A 16,618-nucleotide genomic window follows, 5' to 3' on the forward strand; every position below is an offset into this window, starting at 1 on the left:
CCCCCCATGGCTGAGCTGAAGGAAGCGCGCGTCCCCGACATTGGCGGATACGACGATGTGCCCGTGATCGAACTGCTGGTCGCCGTCGGCGACACCGTTGCCGCCGACCAGGGCCTGGTCACCCTGGAGTCCGACAAGGCCACCATGGAAGTGCCGGCGCCCTTCGCTGGCGTGATCCGCGAGCTCAAGGTCAAGCTCGGCGACGCGGTGTCCGAAGGCAGCATCGTCGCGATGATCGAGACCGCCGATGGCGCGGCCGCGCCAGCGCCCGAGGCACCGAAGGCCGCACCGGCGCCGGCGCCGTCAAACACACCCGTGCCGGCCGCCGAGACCGGCACCCGCGTCGAGCCGGTGCCCGCACCCTCCCGGCCTGATGCCCCCGTGGCCCGCCAGGTCGAAACAGCGGCCGCGACCAGCGAGCCGCGCACGCCGCCGGTGGCGTTCACCGCCGACGAACTGATGCCCGACAAGGTCCCCTATGCCAGTCCCGCCGTGCGCCTGTTCGCCCGCGAGTTGGGCGTGGACCTGGCCCAGGTCAAGGGCAGCGAGCGCGGCGGCCGCATCACCCGCGAGGACGTGCAGCAGTTCGTGAAGGGCGTGATGCAGGGCGGCGGTGCCGTGGCCGCAGGCCCGGTCGTCGGCGGCAACGGCCTCAACCTGCTGCCGTGGCCCAAGGTCGACTTCGCCAAGTTCGGCCCGGTCGAGACGCGCGAGCTCAGCCGCATCCAGAAGATCTCCGGTGCCAACCTCGCGCGCAACTGGGCGATGATCCCGCACGTCACCCAGCACGACGATGCCGACATCACCGACCTCGAAGCGCTGCGCGTGCAGCTCAACAAGGAAAACGAGAAGGCTGGCATCAAGCTGACCATGCTCGCGTTCCTGATGAAGGCGTCGGTCGCCGCGCTGCAGAAGTTCCCCACCTTCAACGCCTCGCTGGACGCGTCCGGCGAAGTGCTGACGCTGAAGCAGTACTTCCACATCGGCTTCGCCGCCGACACGCCCAACGGCCTGGTGGTGCCGGTGGTGCGCGACGTCGACAAGAAGGGCGTGCTGCAGATCGCGCAGGAAACCTCGGAGTTGGCGAAGAAGGCCCGCGACGGCAAGCTCGGCCCGGCCGACATGCAGGGCGGCTGCTTCTCGATCAGCTCGCTGGGCGGCATCGGCGGCACCAAGTTCACGCCCATCGTGAACGCGCCGGAAGTCGCCATCCTTGGCGTATCCAAGTCGGCCATCCGCCCGGTGTGGAACGGCGGCGAATTCGAGCCCAAGCTGATCCTGCCGCTGTCGCTGTCGTATGACCACCGCGTCATCGACGGCGCCGCGGCCGCGCGTTTCACCGCGTATCTCGCCCAGCTGCTCGCGGATATGCGTCGGGTCCTGCTGTGATGGCGCGCGCATGGTGCCTGGCCGCCGCGCTGGCGGTCGCACCGCTCGCGCAGGCGGACGAGTGCGTGGTCGACCTCGGCCGCGGTTGGCCGCCCGGCGCGCAGAACCACGGTGAGGCCGCCGAGAAGCTGCTGTTCGGCGGGCGCCAGCCCGCACTGGCGCTGACCTGGCTGCCGGCACGTGGCGCGGAGCGCAGCCTGCAGATAGTGCCGGCCGACGACGGTGACTGGACCCTGCGCTATGCGGTGGCCGACGAGCGTGTGCTGCAGTGGGTGGGCGTGCGCGGCGGCGTCGAGCAGCGCCTGGTGCTGGAGCAGGCACCGGACGTGCTGGAAGCGCCGATCCCTGCGGTGCTCGGCCGCCGCTTGGCGGATGACTGGGCGCAGGCACTGGCAAGCGTGGTGCCGGAACAGCGCAGCGCCACGTTCCACGAAGGCGATCTGTGGCTGTTGCAGGCCGGGGGCGTGCGCACCAGCGGCCTGGCACCCGACTGCGGGCCCACCGAGCGGCTGCTCGAGCAGGTCGACCTGCTGATCGAGGCGGTGGACGAAAAGGCCGCCAAGCGCGGGAAGCGCTGGGCCCGGATCGAACAATCGCTGGACACCATGCGCGAAGAACTGGCCGCCACCGAGGGTGCCGGCGAAGGAGTGGTCAATGCCAACCATTGAAATCAAGGTCCCGGACATCGGTGGGTATGACGATGTGCCGGTGATCGAAATACTGGTCGCCGTGGGCGACACCGTCGCCAAGGACCAGGGCCTGGTCACGCTCGAATCCGACAAGGCGACGATGGAGGTGCCGGCCTCTCATGCCGGCGTGATCAAGGCGCTCAAGGTCAAGCTCGGTGATGCCGTGTCCGAAGGCAGCGTCATAGCGGTGATCGAAGCGGCAGGCGAAGGTGCAGCGGAGTCGGCAGCTCCGGCTACAGCCGGCTCATCGACCGCCCCCGCCACTGCGCCGACCGCGACAGTGTCTGCACCTGCACCTGCACCTGCCGCGCAGGCAACGGCGACCGCGTCCAGCAGCGCCCCGGCCCAGGCTTCTGCATCGACCTCGGCCTCGACTCCAGTGGCGCCCGTAGGCGGCACGCCAGCGATCGCCGGCCCCACGCCCGCCGCCGCCTCCGGCCGCAAGGCCGACATCGAATGCCGCATGCTCGTGCTCGGCGCCGGCCCCGGCGGTTACACGGCCGCGTTCCGCTCCGCGGACCTGGGCATGGACACCGTGCTGGTCGAGCGTCACGCCAGCCTCGGCGGCGTCTGCCTCAACGTCGGCTGCATCCCGTCCAAGGCGCTGCTGCATGCCGCCGCGGTGATCGACGAAGCCGCCCACGCCAGCGACTACGGCATCGACTTCGGCAAGCCGAAGATCACCCTCGACAAGCTGCGCACCTACAAGGACAAGGTCGTCGGCCAGCTGACCAAGGGTTTGGCCGGCATGGCCAAGCAGCGCAAGGTGCGCGTGGTCGAAGGCACGGGCAGGTTCATCTCGCCCAACGAGCTGGAAGTGACCGGTGCCAACGGCGCCCAGCTCATCCGTTTCGAGCAGTGCATCATCGCCGCCGGCTCGCAGGCGGTGAAGCTGCCGGGCTTCCCGTGGGGTGAGCCGGGCGCGCGCGACACGCGCGTCATGGACTCCACCGACGCGCTCGACCTGGCCGACGTGCCGAAGAAGCTGCTGGTCGTCGGCGGCGGCATCATCGGCCTGGAGATGGCCACCGTGTACCGCGCGCTGGGCAGCGAGGTGACCGTGGTCGAATTCGCCGACCAGATCATGCCCGGCGCCGACGCCGACCTGATCAAGCCACTGGCCGACCGCCTGAAGAAGCAGGGCGTCATCGTCCACACCAGGGTCAAGGCCGCGGGCACTGAAGCGCTCAAGAGCGGCATCAAGGTGCGCTTCGAGCCCGCTACCGAAGGCGGCAGCGCGCCTGAAGCGCAGACCTTCGATCGCGTGCTGGTGGCCGTGGGCCGCTCGCCCAACGGCGGCAAGCTCGATGCGGACAAGGCCGGCGTCAGCGTCACCGACCGCGGCTTCATCCCCGTCGACCGGCAGATGCGCACCAACGTGCCGCATATCTTCGCCATCGGCGACCTGGTGGGCCAGCCGATGCTGGCGCACAAGGCCACGCACGAAGGCAGGCTGGCCGCCGAAGTCGCATTCGGCGAGAAGAAGGAATGGATCGCGCGGGTGATTCCGTCGGTGGCCTACACCGATCCGGAAATCGCTTGGGTCGGCGTCACCGAAACCGAAGCCAAGGCCAAGGGCCTGAAGGTGGGGGTCGGCAAGTTCCCGTGGGCCGCCAGCGGCCGCGCGATCGGCATCGGCCGCACCGAAGGCTTCACCAAGCTGGTGTTCGACGAGGCCACCCACCGCGTGATCGGCGGCGGCATCGTCGGCGTGCACGCCGGTGACCTGATCGCCGAGATCGGGCTGGCCATCGAGATGGGCTGCGAGGTGCACGACATCGGCGCCACCATCCACCCGCACCCGACGCTGAGCGAGTCGGTCGGGATGGCCGCCGAGGTGTACGACGGCACCATCACCGACCTGTACATTCCGAAGAAGAAATAAGAGCAAAGCCCCGGCCCGGGGAGCATGACCGGGCCGGGGCTTCAAGTACCCGCCAGTGCACGGCCCTTGACGAGGAGTATTGGCGCAGCGGGACCCAAGGTATGCGACCGGTGGCGCTCGAAAAGGTTCCCGCGCGGAACCACGGGGTCACGTCAACGCGCCGGCGGGCCCCATGGGCGGCGGTCGTCGCCGACGTTCAAGCCGCGTCCACACCTTCTCGTGCAGGTGGAAGGCCACGGTATTGATGGCCGGCTCCACCAGTGCCAACGCACCGCCCACCCAGGCGCTGCCCGTCATCAGGTAGCCGACCGAGAAGGCGACGGCGAAATGCACGGCGGCAAAGCTCAGCGTCTTGCGCATGACAAGTGCCTGCAAATGAGAATGAATCTCAATTATGCACCCTGCGGACATCCTGTCCAATCAAAATTTCCCGCTGTAGCAATAGCTTGTATCAATTGGTCGTCCGCCCGGGTCGCTGATCTACCAGCGCACTGCCGACCAACGTCGGTTGCTCCGTCCCGGTAGCCGTTCTATACTTTTGCGGCTTACCCGGGCGCTTTTCAGCCCGCTTCCTCCGACCGGGGCCAGCGTGCACGACCCATTGACAGCAGGCCGTCGCCTGGCGACCCGCACGGTCGTCTGGCAAGCCACCGCGACAGCCCTGCTGGCGCTGGCTTTCCTGGCCAAGGGTGGCTCGCATGCCCTCGCGGCGCTGCTTGGCGGCGGTGCGATGGCGGCCGGAGGTGCCCTCGCGGCCCGCCTGCTGTTCAGGGGCGGCGCCGGCTCCGCGGGCATGGTGCTGGGCCGCTGGTTCGCGGGCCTGGCACTGAAGTGGCTGGTGGTGTTCGTGGTGCTGTGGTTGGGCGTGGTGGTCTGGCGGTTGCCGGCACTGCCGCTGCTGCTGGGGATCGTGGCTGCACTCGTTGCGCTCGCCCTGGCCGCGACGCGCCGCTGACGCACTGCGGCTTGTTCACAAATTTCACATTGCAAGGTTAGGACACATGTCCGGCGCGGCAGAACTCACTCCCACCGAATATATCCAGCACCACCTCAAGAACCTGACCGTTAGTGTCGGCGAGGGCAGCTTCTGGACCCTGAACCTGGACACCCTGGTCGGCGCGGTCCTGATGGGCCTGCTGATCGTGTTCGCGTTCTGGATGGCCACCCGCAAGGCCACCTCGGGCGTGCCGGGCAAGTGGCAGGCCTTCGTCGAGATCTGCCTGGAGTTCGTCGACAAGCAGGCGCGTGACACCTACCACGGTCCAAGCAAGCTGGTGACGCCGATCGCGATCACCCTGTTCTTCTGGATCCTGATGATGAACATGCTGAAGCTGATCCCGGCAGACTTCATCGCCAAGCCGCTGGAGCTGGTCGGCATCCATTACTGGAAGCCGGTGCCCACCGCCGACGTCAACGCCACGCTGGGCATGTCCATCAGCGTGTTCTTCCTGATGCTGTTCTTCGCCCTGCGTTCCAAGGGCCTGGGCGGCTTCACCAAGGAATTCCTGACCGCGCCGTTCGGCAAGTGGATGCTGCCGTTCAACCTGATCCTCAACATCGTCGAGTGGCTGAGCAAGCCGATTTCGCTGGCCATGCGACTGTTCGGCAACATGTTCGGCGGCGAAATCGTGTTCCTCCTCATCTGGGTGCTCGGCGGTGCCGGCATCCTGGGCGCCCTCGCGGGCGGTGTGTTCGGCCTCGGCTGGATGCTGTTCCACCTGCTGGTGATTCCGCTGCAGGCGTTCATCTTCATGATGCTGTCCATCGTGTACCTGAGCCTGTCGGAAGACGCTCACTAAGCGCCTCGGCGCGAAGTCCCGGTCAACCCAGTTCGTATCGTTTCAACCCTTCCTCGTATCAACCCTTAAGCACCCGTTCGGAGACAACCATGGAAATCCTTGCCCACCTCGCTTCGGTTCAGGCCTCGACCGCTCTCGCCGTCGGCATCATGGTCGGCCTCGCCGCCCTCGGCGCCGGTCTCGGCCTGGCCATCATGTCCGGCAAGTTCCTGGAGTCGGCCGCGCGCCAGCCGGAGCTGATCCCGGTCCTGCAGGTCCGCATGTTCATCACCGCCGGCCTGATCGACGCCGCGTTCATCATCACCGTCGCCGTCGCCCTGCTGCTGGCCTTCGCCAACCCGATGGCCTCGGCGCTGCTGTCCGAAGCCGCCAAGCTGGCCGGCTGATCCAGCCGCTGACGATGCGGGCCGGCCCGGTCGGCCTGCATCACGGTTGAAGGACCGGGCGCGTTCTCGCGCCCTTTCCCGTCACCTTCTGGCAGAGCACCACGCATGGACATCAACCTCACCCTATTTGCCCAGGCACTGGCGTTCGCCAGTTTGATCTGGATCATCGCGACCAAGATCTGGCCGCCGCTGCTCAAGGCCATCGAAGAGCGCCAGCAGAAGATCGCCGAAGGACTGGCTGCGGCTGACAACAGCCAGAAGGCCCTCGCCCAGGCGCAGGAACAGGTCGACGCCGCCCTGCGCGAAGCGCGTGGCAAGGCCAACGAGATCATCGATCAGGCGCACCAGCGCGCCAACCAGATCATCGACCAGGCCAAGAACGACGCCCTTGCCGAAGGCGAGCGCCAGAAGGCCCTGGCCCTGGCCGAGATCGACGCGTCCGCCACCCGCGCCCGCGAGGACCTGCGCAAGCAGGTGTCCGCGCTGGCCGTGACCGGCGCCGAGAAGCTGCTCAAGCGCGAAATCGACGCCAACGCCCACAAGGCCCTGCTCGACGAGCTCGCCGCGGAAATCTGAGCCCACCATGAGCCAGCCCCTGACCCTCGCCCGCCCGTATGCCCGCGCAGCCTTCGCGCTGTCGCGTGACGCCGGTCGCGCCGCCGACTGGTCGAAGGCGCTTGCCTTCGCCGCGCGCGTGGCCGCCGACCCGCAGGCGCAAGCCGTGCTCGGCCACCCGCTGCTGAGCAGCGCCGACGCCGTCGGCCTGCTGGTCATCGACGGTGCCGACGAAGCGTTCGTGCGCTTCCTCGGCCTGCTCGCCGACAACCGCCGCCTGCCGCTGCTGCCGGAAATCTCCGGGCTGTTCGAAGAGCTGCGCGCCGAGGCCGACCGCGTGGTCAAGGCCAGGGTGACCGCCGCCGCCGAACTGCCGGCCGCCGAACTCGAGTCGATCAAGGCCGCGCTGAAGAAGCGCTTCGGCCGCGACGTCGAGATCGAGACGGCCATCGACGCGTCGCTGATCGGCGGCGCGGTGATCGACGCCGGCGACGTGGTCATCGACGGCTCGCTCAAGGGCAAGCTCTCGCGCCTGCAGTCCGCGCTCGCGGGCTGACGGCACACAAAGTCTTCAATTGCTACTCCGGCGGCAACGCCGGGCACATAGGGAAACTCCCATGCAAACCCAGCTCAACCCGTCCGAAATCAGCGAACTGATCAAGACCCGCATCGAGAAGGTCAAGCTGGCCGCCGAGGCGCGCAACGAAGGCACCGTCACCTCGGTGTCCGACGGCATCGTGCGCATCCACGGCCTGGCCGACGTGATGCAGGGCGAAATGATCGAGCTGCCCAACAGCACGTTCGCCCTGGCCCTGAACCTGGAGCGCGACTCGGTCGGCGCCGTGGTCCTGGGTGACTACGAGCACCTGCGCGAAGGCGACGTGGCCAAGACCACCGGCCGCATCCTGGAAGTGCCGACCGGTCCGGAACTGCTGGGCCGCGTGGTGAACGCGCTGGGCGAGCCGATCGACGGCAAGGGCCCGATCAACGCCGCCATTTCCGCTCCGGTGGAGCGCGTGGCCCCGGGCGTGATCTGGCGCAAGTCGGTCGACCAGCCGGTGCAGACCGGTTACAAGTCGGTCGACTCGATGATCCCGATCGGCCGCGGCCAGCGCGAGCTGATCATCGGCGACCGCCAGACCGGCAAGACCGCGATGGCCATCGACGCGGTGATCAACCAGAAGGGCACCGGCATCAAGTGCGTGTACGTCGCGATCGGCCAGAAGGCCTCGACCGTGGCCAACATCGTGCGCAAGCTGGAAGAGAACGGCGCGCTGGCGCACACGATTGTCGTCGCCGCCACCGCGTCCGAGTCGGCCGCGATGCAGTACATCAGCGCCTACTCCGGCGCGACCATGGGCGAGTACTTCATGGATCGCGGCGAAGACGCCCTGATCGTGTACGACGACCTGTCCAAGCAGGCCGTGGCGTACCGCCAGATCTCGCTGCTGCTCAAGCGCCCGCCGGGCCGCGAAGCCTACCCGGGCGACGTGTTCTACCTGCACAGCCGCCTGCTCGAGCGCGCCGCCCGCGTGTCCGAGGAGTACGTCGAGAAGTTCACCAACGGTGCCGTGAAGGGCAAGACCGGCTCGCTGACCGCGCTGCCGATCATCGAGACCCAGGCCGGTGACGTCTCGGCGTTCGTGCCGACCAACGTGATCTCCATCACCGATGGCCAGATCTTCCTGGAAACCGACCTGTTCAACGCCGGCATCCGCCCGGCCGTGAACGCCGGTATCTCGGTGTCGCGCGTCGGTGGCGCCGCCCAGACCAAGATCATCAAGAAGCTGTCGGGCGGCATCCGCATCGCCCTGGCCCAGTACCGTGAGCTGGCGGCGTTCGCGCAGTTCGCCTCGGACCTGGACGAAGCCACCCGCAAGCAGCTCGAGCGCGGCCAGCGCGTCACCGAGCTGATGAAGCAGAAGCAGTACGCGCCGATGTCGATCGCGCTGCAGGCCCTGTCGATCTACGCCGTCAACGAGGGCTACCTCGACGACGTGGCGGTCAACAAGCTCCTGGCGTTCGAAAGCGGCCTGCACGCCCACTTCATCAACACCCAGGGCGCGCTGATCGACCAGATCAACAGCACCGGCAACTGGAACGACGACATCGAAGGCGCCTTCAAGAAGGGCATCGGCGAGTTCAAGAGCACCGGTTCCTGGTAAGCCCCACGCCGGGCGCGCCGTCCGCGGCGCACCGGGCAGGGCAGGCCACCATCCGCGCGGGTTCCGGCCCGCGTCGTTGAGTCCAAGCAGAAGAGAGCAGCATGGCAGGCGGACGCGAAATCAAGACGAAGATCAAGAGCGTGCAGAACACCCGCAAGGTGACGCGCGCGCTCGAGATGGTCTCGGCCTCCAAGATCCGCAAGGCGCAGGAGCGGATGCGGGTCTCGCGCCCCTACGCGCGCGTGATGAAGCAGGTGATCGGCCACCTGGCGCAGGCCAACAGCGATTACCAGCACCCGTACATGGCCGAGCGCAAGGACATCAAGCGCGTTGGCTACGTCGTGGTGTCGTCCGACCGCGGCCTGGCCGGCGGCCTGAACAACAACATGTTCCGCAAGCTCGTCGCCGAGTTCCGCAAGTGGCAGGAGCAGGGCGTCGAGGTGGACGTGGTCACCATCGGCCAGAAGGCCTCGGTGTTCTTCCGTCGCCTGCACGTGAACATGCTGGCCTCGGTCACCCACCTGGGCGACCAGCCCAAGCTCGAGCAGCTGGTGGGCGTGGTCAAGGTGGTGCTGGACGGCTACAGCGCCGGCAACATCGACCGCGTGTTCGTCTGCTACAACGACTTCGTCAACACCATGACGCAGCGCGCCGCGTTCGACCAGCTGCTGCCGCTGCCGCCGTCGGATGCGCCGGTCGCCAAGCATGACTGGGATTACATCTACGAGCCCAACGCCGAAGGCGTGCTGGACCACGTGCTGACCCGCTACATCGAGTCGCTGGTGTACCAGGCGGTGCTGGAGAACGTGGCCTCCGAGCATGCCGCGCGCATGGTCGCGATGAAGGCCGCGTCCGACAACGCCAACAAGCTGATCGGCACGCTGCAGTTGTCCTACAACAAGGCGCGCCAGGCGGCGATCACCCAGGAAATCTCGGAAATCGTCAGCGGCGCCGCGGCGGTCTGAGCCCGGGTCTGAAACACACATTCCGGCACGGGCAACCGCCCGCGCCAAGCAGATTTAAAGTTAGAGGAAACCACAATGAGCCAGGGCAAGATCGTTCAGATCATCGGTGCCGTTGTCGACGTCGAGTTCCCGCGTGAGTTCGTGCCGAAGGTGTACGACGCGCTGAAGGTCGACGGCACCGCGATCACGCTGGAAGTGCAGCAGCAGCTGGGCGACGGCGTCGTCCGCACCATCGCCCTCGGTTCGACCGACGGCCTGAAGCGCAACCTCGTCGCCAGCAACACCGGCCGCGCCATCGCGGTGCCGGTCGGCGCCGGCACGCTGGGCCGCATCATGGACGTGCTGGGCACCCCGATCGACGAAGCCGGTCCGGTGCAGGCGTCCGACCATTGGGAAATCCACCGCGCCGCCCCGTCGTACGAGGACCAGTCCTCGGCCAACGAACTGCTCGAGACCGGCATCAAGGTCATCGACCTGATGTGCCCGTTCGCCAAGGGCGGCAAGGTCGGCCTGTTCGGCGGCGCCGGCGTGGGCAAGACCGTCAACATGATGGAGCTGATCAACAACATCGCCAAGGCGCACTCGGGTCTGTCCGTGTTTGCCGGCGTGGGCGAGCGTACCCGCGAGGGCAACGACTTCTACCACGAGATGAAGGACTCCAACGTCCTCGACAAGGTGGCGATGGTGTACGGCCAGATGAACGAGCCGCCGGGCAACCGCCTGCGCGTCGCGCTGACCGGCCTGACCATGGCCGAATACTTCCGCGACGAGAAGGACGCGTCGGGCAGGGGCAAGGACGTGCTGCTGTTCGTCGACAACATCTACCGCTACACGCTGGCCGGTACCGAAGTGTCGGCGCTGCTGGGCCGCATGCCGTCGGCGGTGGGTTACCAGCCGACCCTGGCCGAGGAAATGGGCGTGCTGCAGGAGCGCATCACCTCGACCAAGACCGGTTCGATCACCTCGATCCAGGCCGTGTACGTGCCCGCGGACGACCTGACCGACCCGTCGCCGGCGACCACCTTCGCCCACCTCGACGCCACCGTCGTGCTGAGCCGCAACATCGCCTCGCTGGGCATCTACCCGGCCGTGGACCCGCTGGACTCGACCTCGCGCCAGCTGGACCCGAACGTGATCGGCAACGAGCACTACGACACCGCGCGCCGCGTGCAGTCGACCCTGCAGAAGTACAAGGAGCTCAAGGACATCATCGCGATCCTGGGCATGGATGAGCTGTCGGAAGAAGACAAGCAGGCCGTGTCGCGCGCCCGCAAGATCGAGCGCTTCTTCTCGCAGCCGTTCCACGTGGCCGAAGTGTTCACCGGCTCGCCGGGCAAGTACGTGTCGCTGAAGGACACCATCCGCGGCTTCAAGGGTATTGTCGAGGGCGAGTACGACCACCTGCCGGAGCAGGCGTTCTACATGGTCGGCTCCATCGAGGAAGCGGTCGAGAAGGCCAAGAAGATGGGCGTGGGCTGAGCGCCCACCCTGTCTTCCACGCCTGACCAACCAAGGACATCCTGATGAGCACCACCTTCCGTTGCGACATCGTCAGCGCCGAGAACGAGATCTTCCACGGTGACGCCGAGCTGCTGGTCGCCACCGGCGAGATGGGCGAACTCGGCATCGCGCCGCGCCACGCGCCGCTGATCACCCGCCTCAAGCCGGGCAAGGTCGTGGTGACCCTGCCGGGCGGCGAGCAGGTCGACATCGCCATTTCCGGCGGCATCCTCGAGGTGCAGCCGCAGGTGGTGACCGTGCTGGCCGACACCGCGATCCGCGCCGAGGACATCGACGAGGCGGCGGTGCGCGCGGCGAAGGAAGAAGCCGAGCGCATCCTCGCCAAGAAGGATCCGAAGATGAGCCTGGAGGAAGCCCAGGCGCAGCTGGCGATGAGCGTCGCCCAGCTGAGCGCGCTGGAGCGCCTGCGCAAGAACCTCAAGCACTGAGCATCGCGCGACGTGTTTGCGAGAACGCCGGCCCTGGGCCGGCGTTTTTGTTTGCTTTGGTGTGATCCAGAGGGCGCGGTCCTACTTGCGGTACACCCAGTGCCGCGACATGAAGAACCCCAGCGCCCCCAGCGCCAGTTCCACCACTGGCTTGGCCAGCCACGCCCACTGCAGGCCCAGCACATCGTCGATGGTGCCCATGGCCCAGGTGCTGGCCGCGGTGGTGCCCAGCCACATCACCAGGAAGCGGGCCAGCTGGTGCCGGCCCACGGCGGTATTGGCGCCGGCAAAGGTGAAGCGGCCGTTGGCCCAGAAGCCCAGCGAGGCCCCGCACACGCGCCCGCTGATGTTGGCCCACTCGACGGGAAGACCCAGGTGGCTCAGGCCCACCATCACCCCCCAGTCCAGCAGCCATTGGACGATGCCGATGGCGAGGTAGTGCCCGCCCTGGCGGCCGAGTGACATGCGCGGGGTTGCTCCGTGGGAAGAATGGGGAAATCGTAGCAGTGCGCGCCACGATAGAATTCGTGGCGAAACCCGCCGATCCCGGAGCCCGCATGAGCCTTCCCCTGCACGTAGTCGTCCTCGCCGCCGGCGAAGGCAAGCGCATGAAGTCCGCGGTCCCGAAGGTGCTGCAGAAGGTGGCGGGCAAGCCGATGCTCAGGCACGTGATCGATACCGCGCGCGCCTTGCAGCCGGCCGGGATCCACGTCGTCTACGGCCACGGCGGCGAACAGGTGCGCGACGCATTCGCCGCCGATCCCGACCTGCGCTGGAGCGAGCAGGCGCAGCGACTGGGCACCGGGCACGCGGTACAGCAGGCCATGCCCGGCGTGCCGCAGGACGCGCGCGTGCTGGTGCTGTACGGCGACGTGCCGCTGATCGCCGCCCATACCCTCGAGCGCCTGCTGGCAGCGCCGGGGCGGCTTGCGGTGCTGGTTGCCGACCTGGACGACCCCACCGGCTACGGCCGCATCGTGCGCGATGCCGAAGGGCGCGTGGGGGCCATCGTCGAGCACAAGGACGCCAGCGACGAGCAGCGCGAGATCCGCACGGTCAACACCGGGATCCTGGTCGCCGACGGCGAGCCGCTCAGGCGTTGGATCACGGGCCTGGGCAACGACAACACCCAGGGCGAGTACTACCTGACCGACATCTTCTCCGCGGCCGCCGCGGAATTCAGCGCCGCCGAGATGGTGCACGTGGCCGAACCGATCGAGGTGGAAGGCGCCAACGACCCGTGGCAGCTCGCGCAGCTGGAGCGCGCCTACCAGCTGCGCCAGGCCCGCGCGTTGTGCGTGGCCGGTGCGCGCCTGGCCGACCCGGCGCGGCTGGACGTGCGCGGCATGGTCAGCGTTGGCAGCGACGTCGAGATCGATGCCAACGTAGTGCTGGAAGGCCGGGTCGAACTTGCCGATGGCGTGCGCGTCGGACCGTTCTGCCGGCTCAAGGACGTCAAGCTCGGTCCCGGCACCGAGGTGCGCGCGCACTGCGACCTGGACGGCGTGGTGGTGGAGGGGGCGGCCACCATCGGTCCTTTCGCGCGGTTGCGCCCGGGCACGGTGCTGGCCGACGGTGTGCACATCGGGAACTTCGTCGAGACCAAGAACGCGCGGCTGGGCGTGGCCAGCAAGGCCAACCACCTCACCTATCTGGGCGATGCGGTCATCGGCAGCCGGGTCAACGTCGGCGCCGGCACCATCACCTGCAACTACGACGGGGTGAACAAGTCCACGACCACCATCGAGGATGGCGCGTTCATCGGCTCCAACAGCTCGCTGGTGGCGCCGGTCACCGTGGAGCGCGACGCCACCCTGGCCGCGGGCACCGTGCTGACCCGCAACGCCCCAGCGGGGCAGCTGACCGTGGCCCGCGCACGCCAGTCCACGGTGGAGGGCTGGAAACGACCCGTGAAAAAACCGCGCTGATGGCGTCCGGGGTTGCAGTGGCGCGGCGCGCTAGAATGGCGCCACCCCTACCCTGGAAACAGTCCCTCCATGTGCGGAATTGTTGGTGCGATCGCCGGCCGTGATGTCGTCCCCGTCCTGGTCGAAGGCCTGAAGCGGCTCGAGTACCGAGGCTACGATTCGGCGGGCATCGCGGTGCTGGACGACGGCCAGGTGCGCCGCGTGCGCCGTACCGGCCGCGTGGCGGAGATGGAGGCGGCGGCGCAGGCCGAGGGCATCCACGCACAGCTGGGCATCGGCCACACCCGCTGGGCCACCCACGGCGGCGTGACCGAGGCCAATGCCCACCCGCACGTCAGTTTTGGCGAGCTGGCGGTGGTGCACAACGGCATCATCGAGAACCACGACGCGCAGCGTGATCGCCTGAAGGCGCTGGGCTACACCTTCGAATCGCAGACCGACACCGAGGTCATCGCCCACCTGGTGCACCACCACCAGCAGCAGGGTCATGACCTGCTGGCCGCGGTGCAGGCTGCCGCGAAGGAGTTGCACGGCGCGTACGCCATCGCCGTGGTCAGCAAGCGCGAACCCGGGCGCATGGTCGGCGCGCGCATGGGCTGTCCGCTGCTGGTGGGCCTGGGCGAGGGCGAGAACTTCCTGGCCAGCGACGTCTCCGCGATCGTGCAGGCCACGCGCCGGGTGATCTTCCTGGAGGAAGGCGACACGGTGGACCTCACCCGCGAGGGCGTGCGCGTGTTCGACGCGAGCGGCGCACTGGTCACGCGCGACGAGCATCTTTCGGACGTGTCGCTGGCCTCGTTGGAACTGGGCCCATACCGTCACTTCATGCAGAAGGAGATCCACGAGCAGCCGCGCGCGATCGCCGACACCATCGAGCAGGTGATCGCCAACAACGGTTTCGTGCCGCAGCTGTTCGGCGCCAATGCCGAGGCCGTGCTGGGCGACATCGAAGGCGTGCAGATCCTCGCCTGCGGTACCAGTTATTACGCCGGCCTGACCGCGCGCTACTGGATCGAGGCCATCGCCGGCGTGCCGTGCTCGGTGGAGATCGCCAGCGAGTACCGTTACCGCACGGTCGTGGCCAACCCGAAGCACCTGGTGGTGACCATTTCGCAGTCGGGCGAGACGCTGGACACGATGGAGGCGCTGAAATACGCCAAGTCGCTGGGCCACGACAAGACGCTGTCGATCTGCAACGTGCCGGAAAGCGCCATTCCCCGTGCGAGCGCGCTGGTCTATTACACCCGTGCCGGCGCCGAGATCGGCGTGGCCTCGACCAAGGCCTTCACCACCCAGCTGGTGGCGCTGTTCACCCTGACCTGCACCCTGGCCAAGCTGCGCGGCCGCCTGGCCCAGGCGCAGGAAGCGGCCTACCTGGACGACCTGCGCCAGCTGCCCGGCAGCGTGCAGCACGCGCTCAACCTGGAGCCGCAGGTACAGGTGTGGTCGGAGCGCTTCGCGCCCAAGCAGCACGCGTTGTTCCTCGGCCGCGGCGTGCACTACCCGATCGCGCTGGAAGGCGCGCTCAAGCTCAAGGAAATTTCCTACATCCACGCCGAGGCCTATCCGGCGGGTGAACTCAAGCACGGTCCGCTCGCCCTGGTGGACACCGAGATGCCCGTGGTGGTGATCGCGCCCAACGACAGCCTGCTGGAAAAGGTGAAGTCCAACATCCAGGAAGTGCGCGCGCGCGGCGGCGAGATGTTCGTGTTCGCCGACCTGGACAGCCACTTCGGCGAATCCGAGCAGGTGCACGTGATCCGTACCCCGCGCCACGTGGGCGTGCTGTCGCCGATCGTGCACTCCATTCCGGTGCAGCTGCTGGCCTACCACGCCGCGCTGGCGCGCGGCACCGACGTGGACAAGCCGCGCAACCTGGCCAAGAGCGTCACGGTGGAGTAGTTTTCACATCGCGCTCAAGCGTGGCGACATCCTGGCCAGCGGCAAGCTCCGCGCCTCGACCCTGGAGACGATGCACGCGGCCGTGATCAGTCGTCGCCGTCCGGCGCGCCGGGCTCCGTCGCCATTTCAGGCACGTCCACGCCATCGCCGCTGTGTACGGTGGTGGTCACCGGTGCGGCCGCCGGACGGTAGCGCGGTGGCGGCAGCAGCGCGATGGCGGCCTCCGCTTCCGCGGCCAGTTGCTGGCGGCGTGGCTCGGGCACCTCCTGCCAATGGCACTCCAGCAGCGCGCCCTCGAGGGCATACAGCAGGTTCAGCGTGGGTTTGAAGCCCGCCCGTTTGACCCGTACGAAGGCCTCCACCGTGCCGATGGCCGCGATGTCGTCCTGCGTGCGCAGGCCCACCTGGCGCAGCCAGGCGGCCGACTTGGGTCCGATGTTGCGCAGCTTCCCGGTGCTCAAGCGATCGACTCCACGAATACCTTCGCAATGGCCTCCAGGCCGGTCTGGTCGTCCGTGGTAAAGCGGTTGAGCTCCGGACTGTCCAGGTCGAACACGCCAATCAGCGCGCCGTCGGCGGCCACCAGCGGTACCACGAGTTCCGAGCGCGACGCCGAGTCGCAGGCAATGTGGCCGGGGAATGCGTCCACGTCGTCAACGCGCTGCGTCAGCCGGGCCTGTGCCGCCGTGCCGCACACGCCCTTGCCAAGCGGGATGCGCACGCATGCGGGAAGGCCCTGGAACGGGCCGACGACCAGTTCGGCGCCGTCGAAGAAATAGAAACCCACCCAGTTCAGCCCCGGCAAGGCCTGGTACACCAGCGCCGACAGGTTGGCGGCATTGGCGACGCGGTCGCGCTCGCCATGCACCAGCGCACGGGCCTGTTCGGCCAACTGCGCATACTGCTCGGGTTTGGTGCCGCTTAAACTGCTGGTGGTGAACATCGCGATGGCTACCCCCGCCTTGGAGTCTATCAGTCCCCTGCCGCTGGCCGGGGGCCGTCGATG

The 16,618-nt window shown here is 67.8% G+C and carries 18 protein-coding genes; 14 read left to right on the top strand and 4 right to left on the bottom strand.

Translation table 11 applies throughout. The features are described from left to right. Positions 1-6 precede the first annotated feature (6 nt). From aceF to lpdA, 3 genes are read left to right on the top strand one after another with little or no spacing between them, the layout of a single operon-like run. On the top strand, positions 7-1,389 hold the full coding sequence (gene aceF / locus IP93_RS09195; RefSeq protein ID WP_144814805.1) for a dihydrolipoyllysine-residue acetyltransferase: 1,383 nt from the start codon (positions 7-9) through the stop codon (positions 1,387-1,389). Beyond that, positions 1,389-2,057, top strand: a complete 669-nt coding sequence (locus IP93_RS09200; protein ID WP_144814807.1) for a hypothetical protein — start codon at positions 1,389-1,391, stop codon at positions 2,055-2,057. Before aceF ends, IP93_RS09200 begins: the two co-directional genes overlap by 1 nt. Next, positions 2,044-3,963, top strand: coding sequence for a dihydrolipoyl dehydrogenase (gene lpdA / locus IP93_RS09205; RefSeq protein WP_144814810.1), 1,920 nt, complete (start codon positions 2,044-2,046; stop codon positions 3,961-3,963). The genes IP93_RS09200 and lpdA overlap by 14 nt, the downstream gene beginning before the upstream one ends. A 147-nt stretch (positions 3,964-4,110) precedes the next feature. Here lpdA and IP93_RS09210 read toward each other — a convergent pair whose 3' ends face one another. Then, positions 4,111-4,323: a DUF2061 domain-containing protein gene (locus IP93_RS09210; protein WP_144814813.1), complete on the bottom strand. Its 213-nt coding sequence runs from the start codon at positions 4,321-4,323 to the stop codon at positions 4,111-4,113. A 229-nt stretch (positions 4,324-4,552) separates the two neighbouring features. Between IP93_RS09210 and IP93_RS09215 the strand changes: the two genes are divergently transcribed. The 9 genes from IP93_RS09215 to IP93_RS09255 all read left to right on the top strand — a co-directional run bounded on the left by IP93_RS09215 (position 4,553) and on the right by IP93_RS09255 (position 11,782). Beyond that, a complete protein-coding gene (locus IP93_RS09215) occupies positions 4,553-4,918 on the top strand; it encodes a hypothetical protein (RefSeq protein WP_242006824.1) in 366 nt (121 codons plus the stop codon). A 46-nt stretch (positions 4,919-4,964) separates the two neighbouring features. Then, on the top strand, positions 4,965-5,762 hold the full coding sequence (gene atpB / locus IP93_RS09220) for a F0F1 ATP synthase subunit A (protein ID WP_144814816.1): 798 nt from the start codon (positions 4,965-4,967) through the stop codon (positions 5,760-5,762). An 89-nt stretch (positions 5,763-5,851) separates the two neighbouring features. Next, positions 5,852-6,148 (top strand): F0F1 ATP synthase subunit C, encoded by a 297-nt coding sequence (atpE, locus tag IP93_RS09225; protein ID WP_144814819.1) that lies wholly within the window; start codon positions 5,852-5,854, stop codon positions 6,146-6,148. 105 nt (positions 6,149-6,253) lie between these two features. After that, complete coding sequence (locus tag IP93_RS09230) at positions 6,254-6,724, top strand: F0F1 ATP synthase subunit B (protein WP_144814822.1); 471 nt, start codon at positions 6,254-6,256, stop codon at positions 6,722-6,724. 7 nt (positions 6,725-6,731) lie between these two features. Beyond that, positions 6,732-7,259 carry a F0F1 ATP synthase subunit delta gene (locus IP93_RS09235; RefSeq protein WP_144814825.1) on the top strand — a complete coding sequence of 176 codons (528 nt, stop codon included), beginning with the start codon at positions 6,732-6,734 and terminating at the stop codon, positions 7,257-7,259. A 61-nt stretch (positions 7,260-7,320) separates the two neighbouring features. Further along, entirely contained in the window at positions 7,321-8,868 is a 1,548-nt protein-coding gene (gene atpA / locus IP93_RS09240) for a F0F1 ATP synthase subunit alpha (protein WP_144814828.1), read from the top strand. Between the two features lie 101 nt (positions 8,869-8,969). After that, a complete protein-coding gene (atpG, locus tag IP93_RS09245) occupies positions 8,970-9,833 on the top strand; it encodes a F0F1 ATP synthase subunit gamma (RefSeq protein ID WP_144814831.1) in 864 nt (287 codons plus the stop codon). Positions 9,834-9,908: 75 nt separating this feature from the next. After that, the gene (atpD, locus tag IP93_RS09250; protein ID WP_144814833.1) at positions 9,909-11,312 is read left to right on the top strand and encodes a F0F1 ATP synthase subunit beta; all 1,404 of its coding nucleotides are present in this window, start codon (positions 9,909-9,911) and stop codon (positions 11,310-11,312) included. A 44-nt stretch (positions 11,313-11,356) separates the two neighbouring features. Continuing rightward, on the top strand, positions 11,357-11,782 hold the full coding sequence (locus tag IP93_RS09255; protein ID WP_144814837.1) for a F0F1 ATP synthase subunit epsilon: 426 nt from the start codon (positions 11,357-11,359) through the stop codon (positions 11,780-11,782). An 81-nt stretch (positions 11,783-11,863) separates the two neighbouring features. Here IP93_RS09255 and IP93_RS09260 read toward each other — a convergent pair whose 3' ends face one another. After that, complete coding sequence (locus IP93_RS09260) at positions 11,864-12,247, bottom strand: GtrA family protein (protein ID WP_144814839.1); 384 nt, start codon at positions 12,245-12,247, stop codon at positions 11,864-11,866. Positions 12,248-12,339: 92 nt separating this feature from the next. Here IP93_RS09260 and glmU point away from each other — a divergent pair, with 92 nt between their 5' ends. Together glmU and glmS are read left to right on the top strand one after the other, a co-directional pair. Beyond that, a complete protein-coding gene (gene glmU, locus IP93_RS09265; protein WP_144814842.1) occupies positions 12,340-13,710 on the top strand; it encodes a bifunctional UDP-N-acetylglucosamine diphosphorylase/glucosamine-1-phosphate N-acetyltransferase GlmU in 1,371 nt (456 codons plus the stop codon). 69 nt (positions 13,711-13,779) lie between these two features. Continuing rightward, positions 13,780-15,612: a glutamine--fructose-6-phosphate transaminase (isomerizing) gene (gene glmS / locus IP93_RS09270; protein WP_144814844.1), complete on the top strand. Its 1,833-nt coding sequence runs from the start codon at positions 13,780-13,782 to the stop codon at positions 15,610-15,612. An 86-nt stretch (positions 15,613-15,698) separates the two neighbouring features. Here the strand turns inward: glmS and IP93_RS09275 are convergent, their stop codons facing one another. Next, positions 15,699-16,073, bottom strand: coding sequence for a TfoX/Sxy family protein (locus tag IP93_RS09275; RefSeq protein WP_144814847.1), 375 nt, complete (start codon positions 16,071-16,073; stop codon positions 15,699-15,701). Then, positions 16,070-16,555, bottom strand: a complete 486-nt coding sequence (locus IP93_RS09280) for a GAF domain-containing protein (protein ID WP_144814849.1) — start codon at positions 16,553-16,555, stop codon at positions 16,070-16,072. The genes IP93_RS09275 and IP93_RS09280 overlap by 4 nt, the downstream gene beginning before the upstream one ends. Positions 16,556-16,618: the final 63 nt, after the last annotated feature.

The organism is Aerolutibacter ruishenii (assembly GCF_007830115.1).
In the GTDB taxonomy this organism is placed as follows: Bacteria; Pseudomonadota; Gammaproteobacteria; order Xanthomonadales; family Xanthomonadaceae; genus Aerolutibacter; species Aerolutibacter ruishenii.